Source organism: Paraburkholderia gardini, assembly GCF_907164575.1.
GTDB lineage: Bacteria > Pseudomonadota > Gammaproteobacteria > Burkholderiales > Burkholderiaceae > Paraburkholderia > Paraburkholderia gardini.
The window spans coordinates 39,768-54,475 of sequence record NZ_CAJQYY010000027.1 but is presented as its reverse complement, the minus strand read 5'-3'; the positions used below and the strand labels follow the sequence as shown (position 1 = coordinate 54,475).

Annotated in this window: 14 protein-coding genes; 8 read left to right on the top strand and 6 right to left on the bottom strand. The window is 63.6% G+C overall.

All coding sequences use genetic code 11. From position 1 onward, the window contains the following. Positions 1-72 precede the first annotated feature (72 nt). A complete protein-coding gene (locus LPA34_RS20975; protein ID WP_228981782.1) occupies positions 73-636 on the top strand; it encodes a Fur family transcriptional regulator in 564 nt (187 codons plus the stop codon). Positions 637-768: 132 nt separating this feature from the next. On the opposite strand, the gene LPA34_RS20970 is transcribed toward LPA34_RS20975, so the two are convergent. Continuing rightward, positions 769-1,179, bottom strand: a complete 411-nt coding sequence (locus LPA34_RS20970) for a response regulator (RefSeq protein WP_228981780.1) — start codon at positions 1,177-1,179, stop codon at positions 769-771. A gap of 533 nt (positions 1,180-1,712) precedes the next feature. Next, a complete protein-coding gene (locus LPA34_RS20965; protein WP_228981778.1) occupies positions 1,713-2,462 on the bottom strand; it encodes a TetR/AcrR family transcriptional regulator in 750 nt (249 codons plus the stop codon). Positions 2,463-2,552: 90 nt separating this feature from the next. Between LPA34_RS20965 and LPA34_RS20960 the strand changes: the two genes are divergently transcribed. From LPA34_RS20960 to LPA34_RS20950, 3 genes are all read left to right on the top strand, one after another. After that, positions 2,553-4,091: an MDR family MFS transporter gene (locus tag LPA34_RS20960; protein ID WP_228981776.1), complete on the top strand. Its 1,539-nt coding sequence runs from the start codon at positions 2,553-2,555 to the stop codon at positions 4,089-4,091. 510 nt (positions 4,092-4,601) lie between these two features. Then, positions 4,602-5,804: a hypothetical protein gene (locus LPA34_RS20955; protein WP_228981775.1), complete on the top strand. Its 1,203-nt coding sequence runs from the start codon at positions 4,602-4,604 to the stop codon at positions 5,802-5,804. A 172-nt stretch (positions 5,805-5,976) separates the two neighbouring features. Continuing rightward, positions 5,977-7,065, top strand: a complete 1,089-nt coding sequence (locus LPA34_RS20950; RefSeq protein WP_228981773.1) for a TAXI family TRAP transporter solute-binding subunit — start codon at positions 5,977-5,979, stop codon at positions 7,063-7,065. A gap of 36 nt (positions 7,066-7,101) precedes the next feature. Here the strand turns inward: LPA34_RS20950 and LPA34_RS20945 are convergent, their stop codons facing one another. After that, a complete protein-coding gene (locus tag LPA34_RS20945; protein ID WP_228981771.1) occupies positions 7,102-8,523 on the bottom strand; it encodes an aminotransferase-like domain-containing protein in 1,422 nt (473 codons plus the stop codon). A 112-nt stretch (positions 8,524-8,635) separates the two neighbouring features. Here LPA34_RS20945 and LPA34_RS20940 point away from each other — a divergent pair, with 112 nt between their 5' ends. Next, positions 8,636-9,526 carry a DMT family transporter gene (locus LPA34_RS20940; protein ID WP_228981765.1) on the top strand — a complete coding sequence of 297 codons (891 nt, stop codon included), beginning with the start codon at positions 8,636-8,638 and terminating at the stop codon, positions 9,524-9,526. Positions 9,527-9,594: 68 nt separating this feature from the next. Here LPA34_RS20940 and LPA34_RS20935 read toward each other — a convergent pair whose 3' ends face one another. Continuing rightward, positions 9,595-9,885, bottom strand: a complete 291-nt coding sequence (locus tag LPA34_RS20935; RefSeq protein ID WP_228981764.1) for a hypothetical protein — start codon at positions 9,883-9,885, stop codon at positions 9,595-9,597. Between the two features lie 85 nt (positions 9,886-9,970). Beyond that, the gene (locus tag LPA34_RS20930; RefSeq protein ID WP_228981762.1) at positions 9,971-10,357 is read right to left on the bottom strand and encodes a Spy/CpxP family protein refolding chaperone; all 387 of its coding nucleotides are present in this window, start codon (positions 10,355-10,357) and stop codon (positions 9,971-9,973) included. A 327-nt stretch (positions 10,358-10,684) separates the two neighbouring features. Between LPA34_RS20930 and LPA34_RS20925 the strand changes: the two genes are divergently transcribed. After that, a complete protein-coding gene (locus LPA34_RS20925; protein WP_228981761.1) occupies positions 10,685-11,272 on the top strand; it encodes a GNAT family N-acetyltransferase in 588 nt (195 codons plus the stop codon). 108 nt (positions 11,273-11,380) lie between these two features. Here LPA34_RS20925 and LPA34_RS20920 read toward each other — a convergent pair whose 3' ends face one another. Next, positions 11,381-11,950: a putative glycolipid-binding domain-containing protein gene (locus LPA34_RS20920; RefSeq protein ID WP_228981760.1), complete on the bottom strand. Its 570-nt coding sequence runs from the start codon at positions 11,948-11,950 to the stop codon at positions 11,381-11,383. Positions 11,951-12,103: 153 nt separating this feature from the next. On the opposite strand from LPA34_RS20920, the gene LPA34_RS20915 reads away from it, so the two are divergent. Further along, positions 12,104-13,009, top strand: a complete 906-nt coding sequence (locus LPA34_RS20915; protein WP_228981758.1) for an urea transporter — start codon at positions 12,104-12,106, stop codon at positions 13,007-13,009. Positions 13,010-13,280: 271 nt separating this feature from the next. Continuing rightward, entirely contained in the window at positions 13,281-14,693 is a 1,413-nt protein-coding gene (locus LPA34_RS20910) for a cytochrome ubiquinol oxidase subunit I (RefSeq protein ID WP_228981756.1), read from the top strand. Positions 14,694-14,708 lie beyond the last annotated feature (15 nt).

Sequence of the window (14,708 nt, the reverse complement as noted above, 5' to 3'; positions counted from 1 at the left end):
GGAAAACAGAGCGCTGATGGAGCCTCGACGGGGCGTTCGATCGAAGTTCGCGATGCCCCGTATAATCGATGCATGAAGAACGCTTCCCCTACGACCGCACACCACCACGACGACGACCATGGGCCCGCCGGCACGGGGTCGTCGGAGGCTGCGCTCGCGCTGGCAGAAGAATATTGTCGCGAACGCGGCGAGAAATTGACGCCAATCCGCCGCAAGGTGCTGGAACTGCTGCTTGCCTCGGGCCGGGCAACGAAGGCGTACTCGCTGCTCGACGACATGCGTCAGATTCACCCCGGCTCCGCACCGCCCACGGTGTATCGCGCACTGGATTTTCTGCTGTCCGCCGGGCTGGTCCACCGGATCGAATCGATCAACGCGTTCACGGTGTGCCATGATCTGACGCAATGTCAGCATGGCATTCTGGTCGTCTGCCAGCAGTGTGGCAACGTCACCGAGCTGCATCAGCCGAAGCTGCGTCAGGCGCTCGTCGCGCAGATCGAAGACGCAGGCTATAGTCTCGCCAGCGATGAAATCGAACTGAAAGGCCTGTGCGCTGCCTGCCAGGCAGAAAACGCAGCGAAAAGCGCGTCACCCGAAGGCAAACCCGCGAAGAACGCGGAAGTCGCGCGCGGTTAATAGCGCATCTCATCGATCACGCGCGGGCTTCGCGCGTGATTTCCTTCGTACACAGCGGCGGCGCACCCGCGGCGCGGGTCACCGCATCGCCCGTGTACATCTCAACCCCACACCACACCCTCACTTCAGGATTCAACCTGCCGCGCGCGCCTCGATCGCGTCGCGCAACAGCGTGACGAGCGCGTCGGGACGTGCCGGTTTCGTCATGAAGTGCTGAAAACCTTCGCCGATACTTCGCAGGCGGTAGGCGTCGTCGGTGTGGCCGGTGAGTGCCACCGCCACCGAAGGGGCGTGGTCACCGCGAATCTCGTGGTCGCGCAGTCGCTGGATAACGTAGAAACCGTCCATGGCGGGCAAATCGATATCGCAGACGATGGCGTCCGGTAACAACCGGACCGCCGCCTCGACACCTTCTTCCGCGTCCGCGACCGCGATGACGCGTGCCCCTTCCGATTCAAGCAGGCTCGCCAGCGATTCCCGGCTCTGCGGGTCATCCTCGACGAGTACGATGGTTGCCTGATCGAGTCTCAACTCTCCGTTCATTTTGCTTTGCTGCTTATAGAAAGGTTAGGCGGTCACGCGCAGCTGTTATCTGGGCGAACCGGTGCGCTACGTTCGGGTAGACCCCGTTTTGCGCGACGGGTTGCAGTCATTTTGCGTTGCGCGGCGTGCGAGCCTCATCGCGTTGTCCTCCGTTGCAGGCACTGCACCGCTGTGTCAGGCGCAGCGGACGATAACGCGGGATCAAGACGAAGACATGAAAACGCGGCGGAAAAACCTCGCGAAAAAAGGCGCCCTGCACGCCTTTCTTACAGGGCCTCATGTCGTCGTGACATCCCTCTCACGGATTGCCGTCGTGATTATCCGGCTGTGCAAAAAGGCACGGCTGGTCTCTTTCAGCGCGACGACCGGTTCGAACTCCGCGCCAGCCGGCATGTGCAATGCGGGCCTGAGCAAACGGCCGCCAGGTACGCCCCGGCGCCATCCGGATCGACGTTCTGAATTCAATCGTGTTGAGCACAATACGTGCCGAATCGCGCGCCGGATCCGGCGACAGGTCTGCGGTGCGCCCGCACTCAGCGTGCGGCGCCGTGTGGCCCGACACCCTGCACAAGCAGCGCGATGGCATGACGCGCGATGTCGTCGGCGCTGATCTGACGATGAATGGGATCGTTGCGCCATTCCCTGGAAGTCGCGAGCGGGAGGATCGTCAGCCCGAGTAACGAAAGAAACACGAGCGACGGCTCCAGACCCGCATTGAGCCGCCCCGCTTTCTGCCACTTCGCGATGCAGTCGATCAACGCCAGCCGGTGGGCGTTGCCAAACCGTGCATACATGCGCTGCTTGAGCAAGCCGCCCTCGCTGATCACTTCGCGCACCCACAGTGGCGGAAACCACGGATATTCGATCGCAATGTCCACGAGCCGCCGCGCCAGTTGCGTGATAGCCGCGACGGGATCGTCCGGATTGTCCTCGAACGCACCGCCGAGCGCTGCGCGCAGCGGCATGAAGCGCTCGTCGATCAGCACGTCGAGCAACTGGTCACGCGTCTTGAAGTAGTAATGGACCATCGCCGGCGTGACATCCGCTTCACGCGCGATGGCGCCGAGCGTCGTATCGACGATGCCCTGGCGTGCGAACAGCGCGAGCGCCACGTCGAGGAGCCGCGTGCGCTGGTCAGACCCACGCGCGCTGCCCGTGGGCCGGCCAGGACGACGCGGCGCGGCGCCGGCTGCCGCCGGACGGTCATCGGGTGTTGCCGTGACAGTTGCCCCCGCCCGCGACGTGCCGCTCGCTCCACCACTATCCGGTTTTCTCTGTGCCATATCCGTTTCGACGATTTCCGTTTGACGATTCGTTCTTCATCGCATATATTAATCTTCTCATTAATTAATATCAAGCAACCCTACTCTCACATGGATCAGCCCCCTTCACTGAGCGCGGACCCAGGCGACTTCGGCGAATCCCGCATTGATTCGCCTGCGCCCGCGCATCCGCCGCTGCGCATCCTGTTTACCGCGCTGCTGCTTGTCATGCTGCTGGCCGCGCTCGACCAGACGATCGTCTCGACCGCCCTGCCAACCATCGTCGGCGAACTGGGCGGTCTGGATAATCTCTCGTGGGTGGTCACGGCGTATCTGCTCGCCTCGACGATCGTCGTGCCGCTGTACGGCAAGTTCGGCGACCTGTTCGGCCGCAAGATCGTCTTGCAGACGGCCATCGTGCTGTTCCTTGTCGGCTCCGCGCTGTGCGGCGCCGCGCAGAACATGACGCAGCTGATTGTGCTGCGCGCGCTTCAGGGTCTCGGTGGCGGCGGTCTCATGGTCGTCACGATGGCCGCCATCGGCGACGTGATTCCGCCGGCCGACCGTGGCCGCTATCAGGGCATGTTCGGCGGCGTGTTCGGTCTCGCGACGATCATCGGTCCGTTGCTGGGCGGCTTTCTCGTCGAGCATCTGTCATGGCGCTGGATTTTCTACATCAACCTGCCGCTCGGCATCGGCGCGCTGCTCGTGATCGCAGCGGTTTTCAAACCGCATACGAAACACATCAAACACGCAATCGACTACATGGGTGCCGGGTTCCTCGCGACCGCACTGGTCTGCATCATCCTGTTCACCAGCCAGGGCGGCACGCTACTGCCGTGGAGTTCGCCGCAATTGTGGTTCACGCTCGCGGTCGGTCTCGTATGCATCGGCGGCTTTATTTATGAAGAACGTCTTGCCGAAGAGCCGATCATGCCGCTCGAACTTTTCAGGGACCGCACGTTCCTGCTGAGCTGTCTGATCGGTTTCATCGTCGGCGTGTCGCTGTTCGGATCCGTCACGTTCCTGCCGGTGTACCTGCAGGTCGTCAAGAATTCGACGCCCTCGGAAGCCGGCATGCAGATGCTGCCGATGATGGGCGGGCTGCTCGTGATGTCTGTCGTCACAGGTCGCGTGATCAGCAAGATCGGCCGGTACCGGATATTTCCGATTGCTGGCACGTTTCTCGTTGCCGTCGCGATGACCCTGCTGGCGCGCATCCAGATTTCCACGCCGCTGTATGTGATGTATCTGTACATGGGCCTGCTCGGCTGCGGCCTCGGCATGGTCATGCAGGTGCTGATTCTCGCCGTGCAGAATGCAGTCGAATTCCGGCACATGGGCGTGGCAACGTCCGGTGCGACGCTGTTCCGTTCGATCGGCGGCTCAGTGGGAGTGGCGGCGTTCGGCGCGGTGTTTTCACGCCAGCTTCATTCACGCCTGAGTGAACTCATTCCGGCCGGAACGGAGTTGCCGCAGTCGCTTGGGCCGGCCACGATCCACCAGTTGCCCACCGCGCTTCGCGACGATTATCTGCAGGCGTTCGCGGGCGCGCTGCACACGGTGTACTTCGTCGCCGCGTGCGTGGTCGTGCTGGCGTTCGTGCTCGCATGGATGCTCAAGGACATCCCGCTGCGCAAACATCACTGACGCACGCAGATCCTCTGCTTTCCTGACTTTCGTACGACTGGACGCACGCCGCGTCCAGTCCTGCAGTCAGTCGACATTCATCTGACCAGACAGAAAAAACCTGCCGCATTGCGATGTGGCACATACAAAAAATGTCTGTATGAATCGTTCTCCTGACGTGTCCGGAACCAATGTGTGCGTTAGACGAGAACGCGATTGACGTTGGCGCGGAAACGACACATATTGCATTCAGGCGCCCTCCCGAAACTGCTTCGGCAGGTCCGCTGACCAGTGCGTATGTCCCCTGAAGTACCGTGAATTACGCAGCTACTGCGGTTCGCCGTGATGACGATCCGTAACGTGCCGTTCAAAGGCACCGCGTATAACTGGTGGGTTGAACGCATGTCCACCCAGACGAGTCCCGGCCGAACGTTCCCGACACCCTGCAAACGGTGCGGCGGCGCACTGTATCCGCCAGATGAAACGTGTCCGTGGTGTGGTGCGAGTCATGCCGTCGCTTACGGCGTGCGGTTGAAAGCGGCTTCCCATCCGCAAGTCCACGCGCAGACCCACGCGCCGGCTCCATCCGGCATTCCGCCGACGGGCATGCCCGCCGATATCGCGCAGCCCGCTGGACACGCGCAGCCGCTCATGTTGCCCGATACGCCGATTCCTCCGCTCGATATGCCCGAGCCCGTCTGGCGCAGCGTGGGCCGCTGGATTTTCAGCAAGGGGCTCGTGCTGACATTCTTTCTTTTTTCACTCGGCTACGCGGGCTATACGCTCTTTAGCGAACACAAGTCCGATACGGTCGCCGACGAACCGGCCGCCAGCAGCGCGAGCGGCAGCATCCAGCCGTATCCGGGAGCGCAGCCATCGCAAAGCGTCACTTCGATCGCTCCTGTTACACCTGCACCCGTGGCGCAGACGCCGCCGACGCGGCGACAGGCCGCCGCTGCTTCGCCATCGATACCGCCCATCCCAACCTTGCCGCCATTGCCCGGCGCGGCGCCCGCCGCTGCCGTCGCGGTGGCGCCCGTCGTGCCGCCGGTTCCTCCGTTACCCACGCGCACGCCCACACGCCATCGCGATGTGCCCGAAAGCCTGCAGGCAGCGCACGCGAGCCTGCAGGCAAACGATCTGACGGGCGCGCAGGCGGCGCTCTCTGAAGTGCTCGCCACACGGCCCGACAATGCCGACGCACGACTCATGCAGCAGGATCTGCTTCAACGCCTGCTCAAGCGCGATGCGTTGGTACGCGCGGCGAACGCCTGCATGCAGGACCGGCTGTGGAGTTGCGTGCGGCACAACGCATCCGGTGCACTCGCCGTCGATTCATCCAGTAACGACGCGAAGACCCTGCTTGAACGTTCGATCCGCGAGGCCGGCTGGAACTCGCCCGCACTGCCGACCGCGCGCGGCGGCGCACAGGCCACCGCACCCGGCGCGGCGGTCGCGGCCGCGGCGCCCCGCGCGCGCGCGCCGCGTCCCGCTGCACCGCGTGTGCCCGCAAACGCGGTCGTGGCGCCGGCGGATGTGCCAGCACCCGCAATGGCACGGACACCCGCATCAGCGAATGTTTCTGCATCACCCGCGCCGCCGTCGTCTGTCGCGACCCAGGCAACGGACGCGAACAGCATCGACGCACGGGAACGCGCGATTCGCGAATCCGGCTGGAGCCATCCGGCGACGAGTGGCGCGGCGGCAACCTCGACGGCTTCGCCCGCGCATTGACGGACGCATTGACGCGATCACGCCATGACACGATGCACCCGACACATCAGACCGCACGCATCGATCAGGATGCCTCGCTGATCACATAACACACGACATCACAAACCTGATTCAACACCACGCGCGACGCTGCGCGAGTCTCAGTTACAACCACACAGAAAAGGTGGAGACCATGTTCAAGCTCATTCTGGCGGGATGCATCGGCCTGGCGCTGGCGTCGTCGGTGGCGCTGGCGGACAACGCGCACTACAAGATCGTCACCGGACCGGAACGCGGCACGTACATCCAGATCGGCGCGGACCTCGCGAAATGGGTCGCGCCGCAGGCAGGTATCGATCTCGAAGTCATGCCGTCCAAAGGCTCCGCCGAAAACGTGCAGCGCATGCGTTTCGAACCCGGCGTGAAGCTCGCACTCGTACAGTCGGACGTGTATCAGGCGTACGTCGACATGGCAAACAGCGGCAACGCCGACGCGGGCACGACGATTCGTCCGCTGCGCCTCATCATGCCGCTCTATGACGAAGAGATCTATTTCGTCGTGCGCGCCGATTCTCCGCTGAAGACCATCAACGAGATCAAGAACCAGAACATGAGCGTCGGCCTGATTGGCAGCGGCACCGCGCAATCGGCAACCACGCTGTACCGGCTGATGTTCGGCGCACCGGTTCCCGATCAGTACGCGCAGCATCTGTCGAACGAAGACGCGCTTGCCGCGCTGATCGTGAAGAAAATCGACGTCGCGGTGATCGTCGCGGGGCAGCCGGCCAGGCTCTTCACCGACATGAATCCCGAACTGCTGCAGCAGATCCGCGTACTCAGGCTCGATCCCGCCGCGCCCGAAACCGCGCGCGCGAAACAGACGTATTTTCCCGCGACGATCCGCGTGTCGAACTATCCGAACTGGCTTAAGGAAGACGTGCAGACGCTCACCGTGAAAGCCTTCCTTGTCACGTACGACTACAACCTGCGCGACACCGTCGGCAATCTCAACCGGTTCGCGGATTCACTGTGCACGAATTTCGACAACCTCCAGGAACACGGCCATCCGAAGTGGAAGCAGGTGAAGATGGAGCTGCCGAATCTAGGCAAAGGATGGAAGTACTATCCGCCAGTGGAAAAGCGCCTGCGCGCGTGCTTCGCGCACAAGACCGCGGTCGCGGCAACGAATGGCCCTGGTCCCGCAACGGATGATCCGGCGAAGTCGCCGAAGCGCCCATGTACCGACGAGGAGCGGCTGCTGCTCCTGTGCGGAAAGCAGTGACACGCGACGCTGCCCGCGCGGGCAGCGTCCCCTATGTCACGTATCGCGTGACGCACGCTCCATCGCGCGCTGCAATGCTTCGTAGACCCTGGGCCGCGTGCATTGCGACGCGTTGAAGCGCAGAAAACCCGCCGCCGACTGCGATGCGCTGAACACGTTGCCCGGTGCGAACACCACGTCCTCCGTGAGCGCATGACGCGCGACCCGCGCGGCATCGAGCGAATCCGGCAACTTCGCCCAGATGAACATGCCGCCGCGCGGTCGCGTCCAGATGTGCAAGCCTGCCTGCGTGAGACGCCGCGCGGTATCGCCCATTGCATCGGCGAGCCGGGTGCGCATGGTTTCGAGATGGCGCCGGTACGTGCCGTCCACCAGCAGGCGATGCACGACACCCGCGGCGAGTTCACCGTTGCCGAACGATGTCGCGAGCTTCAGGTCGATGAGCGGCTCCACCCAGTCGCCGCGCGCCGCGATATAACCGCAGCGCACCGCCGCCGACAGCGTCTTCGAATAGCTGCCGATCGACACCACGCGCGCAAGGCCGTCGAATGCGGCAAGCCGTGGCGCGGGTTCGTCCTCGAAGTCGGCGAAGATGTCGTCCTCCACGATCAGCAGATCGTGCTCGCCCGCAAGCTTGAGCAGACGATGTGCGATTGCCGGCGCAAGCGTCGCGCCAGTCGGGTTGTGGATCGCGGAGTTCGTCACATAAAGCCGCGGACGATGCTTCACCAGCGCCTGCTCGAACTGCGCGAGATCGGGCCCCGACGATGTATACGGAACGCTCACCATCTGCACCCGGTGCGCCCGCAGTTGGGCCTGAAAATTGAAGTAGCAGGGATCGTCGATCAACACCGTATCGCCTGGTTCGAGCAGGAAGCGACACACGAGATCGAGCGCATGCGTGCCGCCATCGGTGAGCACGATCTGCTCGGGCGGCGCGTCGACGCCATGTTGCGACAGCCGCCATGCGATCTGCTGGCGCAACGCAGGCAGGCCGCGCGGCGATGCGTATTCGACGAGCGGCCCATGCGCGTCGCGCGCAACGGCACGGAGCGCGCGACGCACACCCTCTTCGGGCATCCACGCGGCCGGCATCCAGCCGCAGCCGGGTCGCAGCGCTTTCGCGTTGCTTTCGAGCGATTGACGCGTGAGCCACAACGGGTCGACATCACGATCGCGCGGCGGCCCGATATCGGCGAGCGCGAACGGCGGCGCGTGGCCGGAGACGAAAAACCCCGAGCCGCGCCGCGACACGATCGCGCCTTCTGCGACGAGCCGGTCATATGCGTCGACCACCGTCGATTTCGACACGCCGAGCGTGTCGGTCATCGAGCGGATCGACGGCACGCGTGCGCCCGGCATCAGCGCGCGGCTCGCGATGCGCTCGCGCAACGTGTTCATGACCAGCGCGACGCGCGTGCCCGTGGCCGCCGAACTCATCCTGTCATCTTCCGCCATCCGTACTGCTCCCTGACCGGTACAGTTTGTCTGAATTGTACTGATCCGTAGCTTACGCTTTATCGTGCGACAGAGGATGCTCGACGTTTTCATGCAGCATCGGACACTCTCCATGACAAAAACAGGCAACGGCTGGCTGAGCGGACTGGCTGGCGTACTTATTTTCAGCGGCTCGCTGCCCGCGACGCGCATCGCCGTCCAGGGTTTCGATCCCTTCTTTCTGACTGTCGCGCGGGCGTCGATTGCCGGCACGCTCGCGTTCATGTTGCTGCTGCTGTTTCGCGAAACCCGCCCTGCCCGGCGCGACCTGCTGCCGCTCGTGGTGGTCGCGCTCGGCGTGGTGGTCGGCTTTCCGCTTCTGACCGCGCTTGCGCTGGAACACATCACGGCCGCGCACGCGATAGTGTTCATCGGCCTGCTGCCGCTTTCGACGGCGATATTCGGCGTGCTGCGCGGCGGCGAACGGCCACAGCCGGCGTTCTGGCTCTTTTCCGCACTCGGTAGCGCATCGGTCGTGGCGTTCGCGCTGCGCAACGGCATTCATGCGTCACCGCTCGGCGACACGTTGATGGTGGCCGCGATCGTCGCCTGCGGACTGGGCTATGCGGAAGGCGCGCGACTGTCACGTCATCTCGGCGGCTGGCAGGTGATTTCGTGGGCGCTCGTGCTGGCGTTGCCGGTCATGCTGCCGCTCATGTGGTGGGCATGGCCCGCATCGTTTGCGGGTGTGAGTCACGCAGCGTTCTGGGGGCTCGCATACGTGTCGCTCTTCAGCATGCTGATCGGCTTCGTGTTCTGGTATCGCGGACTGGCGCTGGGCGGCATCGCAGGCGTCGGACAACTGCAGCTCCTGCAGCCGTTCTTCGGGCTGATGCTCGCCGCACTGCTTCTGCACGAACAGGTGCCGCCCGCGATGATCGCGGTGACGATTGTCGTGGTTGCATGCGTGGGCGGCGCGCGCCGCTTCGCGAAAAGCGCGCCGGTGCCGCAGCACGCAACCTGAGCACGCATCGCGCGCCGTCTCAGGCTACGTAGTCACACAGCTGAAGCGTACCGTCGACGCGCCGGATGCTAGTGACGCGGCGGCGGCGGACGATGTGGCCGGGGAGGCGGCGGTGGTGGGCGCCGGTAAGGCCGGTGGTGATATGACGGTGGCCGGTTCCATCCCGGCCCGTAATAGCCGTTGTAGACGACGGGCGGCGGCCCGTAGTTCCCGGGCGGCACATACACAACCGGCGGCGGCGACGCGGCGACCAGACCCGGCAGTCCGATCACGACGCTCACATCGGTGCGCGCCCGGGCACCCTGAACGGCTGCCAGCATGCTCAATCCGACGATCACCGCAGCAGCATGATGTTTCATCGCGAGCCTCCGTGATCGCGGGTGCGGGATGACGCAGCCTGTACGCACGTCCCGTTTCGTAACGTGTCCAGCACGCTACGCCCGCTCACTTCTTCTTCGACGACTTGTGCGCCGGACGATGCGTGTCGGGACGCCGGAAAACCCGATCGGCGATTTTCTTCTGCGCGTCGGGCATGCTGTCATAAAGCGGCTGGAACGCGGCGAGCAGCGTTTTGTTGCCATCGGCATGCGCCTGCGCGATATCGCCCCACGACTTCAGGTTTTCGACCGCCGTTTCGTTCGCCATGCTGTTATGCCGTGCTTCAAAAAGATCGTGCATCGTGCGCGCATTGTCACGCATCGAGTCCGCGACCTTTGCCCATTGCGGCTCCTGGTCCGGTGTGATCTTGAGCTCTGAATGGAGTTCGCTGATACGTTCCTCGACATGACTGTCGCGCGCGGCCGGCTTCGCGCTACCCGCGCCCGAGGCCATGTTGGGACTCGCTGCACTGGCAGGCGATACGGCCGGCGTCTGGGCGCCCGCACTAGTTGCAAGTGCAAGTACTGTTAAGGCAATGACAGATTTCATGCATGCTCCGTGTCAGGTTCAGGAATTGCATCACGTACGAAGATATATACCACGCAGATGACACACGCAAACGCCGCGTGTCCTGCTGACGATGCGCCGCAGCTTACATTTTCATGCACAGGCAGGCTCATCGCGAGCCGTGCTGTTTTTTTGAGCGGCTTCAAATTCGTGCGCACTACGGGCATAGTAAAAGCTCGCACGCCAGCCTCCCCCCTCTCTTTCCAGACACGCATGAATACCGGATCCCATACCGAAGCGAACGCCGCGCCCGGCACCACGGCGCCACACGTGCGCGACGCCACCGAAGCCGATCTGCCCGCGATCCAGGCCATCTACGCGCACCATGTGCTTACAGGCGTCGCATCGTTCGAGGAAACGCCGCCTTCAGTCGACGATCTTCGCGCCCGTCGCGAATCGGTGCTCGGGCATGGCCTGCCTTACATGGTGGCGGAAGTCGACGGTGTCGTGGCCGGCTACTGCTACGCGACGCCGTACCGGCCGCGTGCCGCGTATCGCCACACGATCGAAGACTCGATCTATGTCGACGATGCGTTTCGCGGGCGCGGCATCGGCCGCATCCTGCTCAAGGCGTTGATCGAACGTTGCGAGTCGGGACCGTGGCGGCAGATGATCGCCGTGATCGCCGATGGCGGAAGCGGCGGTTCGATGTCGCTGCACGGCAGTCTTGGCTTCGAGCTGACCGGTACGCTCAAGGCCGTCGGTTTCAAGCACGGCCGATGGCTCGATACGACGCTCATGCAACGCACGCTTGGCCCGGGCGCCGATGCTCCGCCACGGGACTTCAGCCGCAAGAATTGAACGCCCGCCCGTTAAACCGCGAAAGAACGCGGAACGTCGAACGTGTTGAAATCGCGGCACGCCGGCTCTTCTTCCGGCGCCGCGTGATACGTGGATTGCACGCGGCTTTCAGCGCAGTGACTGGCGATCAGGCGCAGGCAAACGTCTGAACAGCGACGGATAGTCGATGACGAGACCGTCTTCGTCGATTGTCATGTTCGCGGCGAAATTGCGGAAGATGCCTTCGTAGCGATACTCGCGATCGGGTTCGATACACGTGTACGCCTGCTCGACGCGGCTGACCGCGAGATCCGGCGTCGAAATATAAGCCACGGAAATCGGCTGACGCGCACCCTTTGCCAGTTTCAGCCGGCGGATGGGCAACGTGTTGGTGAACGGCGTGGCGGCGATGTCGATGTCGATACAACCTTCGATTGCGTCCAGTGCACGGCCGCTGCCGTCGCGCCAGTGACCCGCGCCATCGCCGCGCAGTTCCACTTCGCCACCGCCCGCGATCTTCAGCCACGCATGCGTCGCGCGCCATTGCACGTCGCAGGTCACGCTGTAGAACAGACCGTAGGAACGCCCATATCGCTGCCCGACGACGGCGCTCTCGACATGAAACCCGTCACCGCGCGCATCGAACGCGAGATGCTCGATGCCGTCGCCTTCTTCCGATGTCCAGCGGACTTCACGCATATCGATACCTCCTTCAGGTCGATTTCAGCGATGACGCTGCAAATAGCCACTATCGATGCTGGCACATGCCGGGTGAAGGGCAACTGACCTATGCTCGCGGTTTCAATCCGCCAGTCGCGCCGGGTGCTTCGCGCGATCTTCTCTTCATCCTGTATGCACGCGACGACCACCCCGACCGAATCCGCGGCGCTACGCACCCTGCTGCGCAGTCTCGGGCAAATCGTCCTGCAAGGAAACGCCGCGACGGGCGCGTGCGTGCTCGCGGCACTCGTCATCTGCGATCCCCGGCTCGCCTGCGCGGCGCTCATGGGTGCCGTCAGCGCGAACATCAGCGCCGTGCTCGCGGGTTATGACGAGCAGGATACACGCGCCGGCCTGCACGGTTTCAACGGCGCGCTGGCCGCACTGGCCGCCTTCACGTTCATCGCCGACGATGCGACCGCCGCCGCCATCGCCATTCTTGCCGCGACCGCCACGGCATGGATACACGATCCGTGGTCGCGTCTCCTGCAAAGGTTTCATGTCTGCTGCTATTCGAGCCCGTGTCTGATCGTGACGTGGGCGTGGCTTGCGCTGGTCGGGTCTGCCGCGCACACCGATGCACCGCATGGCGTCATCAGTGCCGTGGGTGTGATTTCGTCGATGGACGTGCTGCATGGCGTGTTCGCCGGCATTGCGCAAACGACGTTCGCTTCGGGCGCGTTACCGGGCATGCTGATCGTCGCGGGCATCGCGGTCTCATCGCGACGGCACGCGTGCTGGGCGCTCGCAGGCGCCGCGCTCGCAACGGGCGGGCATCTGCTATCCGGCGCGACACTCTCCTCGTTCGACGCGGGTCTGCTGGGCTTCAACGGCGCGCTCGCCGCGCTTGCGGTAGCGGACAGCGCCGCCATAGCGGCAGTCGCGGCCATCGCGTTATCGGTGCTGCTGCAACAGCTTGCTAACCACCTCGGCTGGACCTGCATGACCGCGCCATTTGTGATCGCGGCCTGGTGCGCGCATGGGATTACACGCCTCACGACCGGCCACGGAAGCACTTCACGCATCACGTCGATCTAGTGCGACGACCCGCGCCCAAACAGCGCGGTCGATTGCCGCACATCCCCCTGCGACAGCACGCCGCGGCGCACAAATCCGCCGCGTGAAAACTCCGATACTGATCAACGGCTTATCTCGATAACGTCCGTGCGTGCAGCCCTGCACGTGCCGTCGCGCCCTGTTCCGCGACGCAGCAAATCCGCGCGCATTCCCCTACGCTTGCGTCCATCTGCACATCGCAGTGCGTTTCGACAGCGGTCGACGCGCGTAGTCTGATTTTCGCAACCTGCTCATGAACACTGCACTCTCGGCATTCGATCTCGCCCGGCTTCAGTTCGCATTCACGATTTCCTTTCACATCATCTTTCCGGCGCTGAGCATCGGGCTCGCCAGTTTCATCGCCGTACTCGAATGGCGCTGGCTCAAAACCGGCAAGGCGTACTACAAAGACCTTTGTCTCTTCTGGTCTAAGATCTTTGCAGTGGCCTTCGGCATGGGCGTCGTCTCCGGCGTCGTGATGAGCTACGAGTTCGGCACGAACTGGTCCGGCTTCTCCAGTTTCGCGGGCCCCGTCACCGGCCCGCTTCTGATGTACGAGGTGATGACCGCCTTCTTCCTCGAAGCGGGCTTCCTCGGCATCATGCTGTTCGGCTGGCAGCGCGTCAGCGCGCGTGCGCACTTCGGCGCGACGCTGATGGTCGCGCTGGGCACGCTGATCTCGACGTTCTGGATTCTCGCGTCCAACAGCTGGATGCAGACGCCGCAAGGCTTCGAAGTCGTCAACGGCCAGGTCGTGCCGCTCGACTGGTTCAAGATCATCTTCAACCCGTCGTTTCCGTACCGGCTCGCGCACATGTCGATCGCCGCGTTCATCGTCGGTGCGCTCGTCGTCGCGGCCGTGGGTGCGTGGCATCTGCTGAAGGGCCGGCGCGACGCGGCCACGAAAAAGATGTTCTCGATGGCGCTCTGGATGCTGCTGGTTCTCGCACCGGTTCAGGCGCTGGTCGGCGACCAGCACGGCATCAACACGCGTGAATATCAACCGGCCAAGATTGCCGCGATCGAGGGCCTGTGGGACACGGAAAAAGGCGGCACGGCGCTCAACCTCTTCGGCCTGCCCGACATGAAGGCGGAAACAACCCGCTACGCGGTTTCGATTCCACACCTCGGCAGCCTGATCCTCACGCATAGCTGGGATGGCGAAATTCGCGGACTGAAAAGCTTCGCTCCGCAGGACCGGCCGAATTCGACGATCGTGTTCTGGAGTTTTCGCGTGATGGTCGGGCTCGGCGTACTGATGATCCTGATGTCGCTGATCGCGTGGGCACTGCGACGCGGCGACCGCCTCTATGAATCGAAGTGGTTCCTGCGCTTTGTCGTCGCGATGGGGCCGACGGGTTTCATCACGCTGCTCGCGGGCTGGATCACGACCGAAGTCGGACGCCAGCCGTGGGTGGTCTACGGCGTGATGCGTACCGTGCAGGCCGTTTCGCCATTGACGGCGCAGCAGGTCGGCATCTCGCTGATGGCATTCGTGATCGTCTACTTTCTCGTGTTCGGCACCGGCGTCTATTACATGCTCAAGCTGATGCGCACCGGCCCCACGCTGCCGGGCGACACGCATGACGCGTTGCCTGGCAACACACCCGGTCACACCGCGCGCCGGCCGCTTTCCGCCGCCGACGCGATGATCGACGCTGCATAAAACCCCTGTATTTCA

Excerpts from the sequence above, each read along its gene's own strand:
- LPA34_RS20975 (WP_228981782.1), top strand. The coding sequence starts at position 73 with ATGAAGAACGCTTCCCCTACGACCGCACACCACCACGACGACGACCAT.
- LPA34_RS20970 (WP_228981780.1), bottom strand. The coding sequence starts at position 1,179 with ATGAACGGAGAGTTGAGACTCGATCAGGCAACCATCGTACTCGTCGAG.
- LPA34_RS20965 (WP_228981778.1), bottom strand. The coding sequence starts at position 2,462 with ATGGCACAGAGAAAACCGGATAGTGGTGGAGCGAGCGGCACGTCGCGG.
- LPA34_RS20960 (WP_228981776.1), top strand. The coding sequence starts at position 2,553 with ATGGATCAGCCCCCTTCACTGAGCGCGGACCCAGGCGACTTCGGCGAA.
- LPA34_RS20950 (WP_228981773.1), top strand. The coding sequence starts at position 5,977 with ATGTTCAAGCTCATTCTGGCGGGATGCATCGGCCTGGCGCTGGCGTCG.
- LPA34_RS20945 (WP_228981771.1), bottom strand. The coding sequence starts at position 8,523 with ATGGCGGAAGATGACAGGATGAGTTCGGCGGCCACGGGCACGCGCGTC.
- LPA34_RS20940 (WP_228981765.1), top strand. The coding sequence starts at position 8,636 with ATGACAAAAACAGGCAACGGCTGGCTGAGCGGACTGGCTGGCGTACTT.
- LPA34_RS20935 (WP_228981764.1), bottom strand. The coding sequence starts at position 9,885 with ATGAAACATCATGCTGCTGCGGTGATCGTCGGATTGAGCATGCTGGCA.
- LPA34_RS20930 (WP_228981762.1), bottom strand. The coding sequence starts at position 10,357 with ATGGCCTCGGGCGCGGGTAGCGCGAAGCCGGCCGCGCGCGACAGTCAT.
- LPA34_RS20925 (WP_228981761.1), top strand. The coding sequence starts at position 10,685 with ATGAATACCGGATCCCATACCGAAGCGAACGCCGCGCCCGGCACCACG.
- LPA34_RS20920 (WP_228981760.1), bottom strand. The coding sequence starts at position 11,950 with ATGCGTGAAGTCCGCTGGACATCGGAAGAAGGCGACGGCATCGAGCAT.
- LPA34_RS20915 (WP_228981758.1), top strand. The coding sequence starts at position 12,104 with ATGCACGCGACGACCACCCCGACCGAATCCGCGGCGCTACGCACCCTG.
- LPA34_RS20910 (WP_228981756.1), top strand. The coding sequence starts at position 13,281 with ATGAACACTGCACTCTCGGCATTCGATCTCGCCCGGCTTCAGTTCGCA.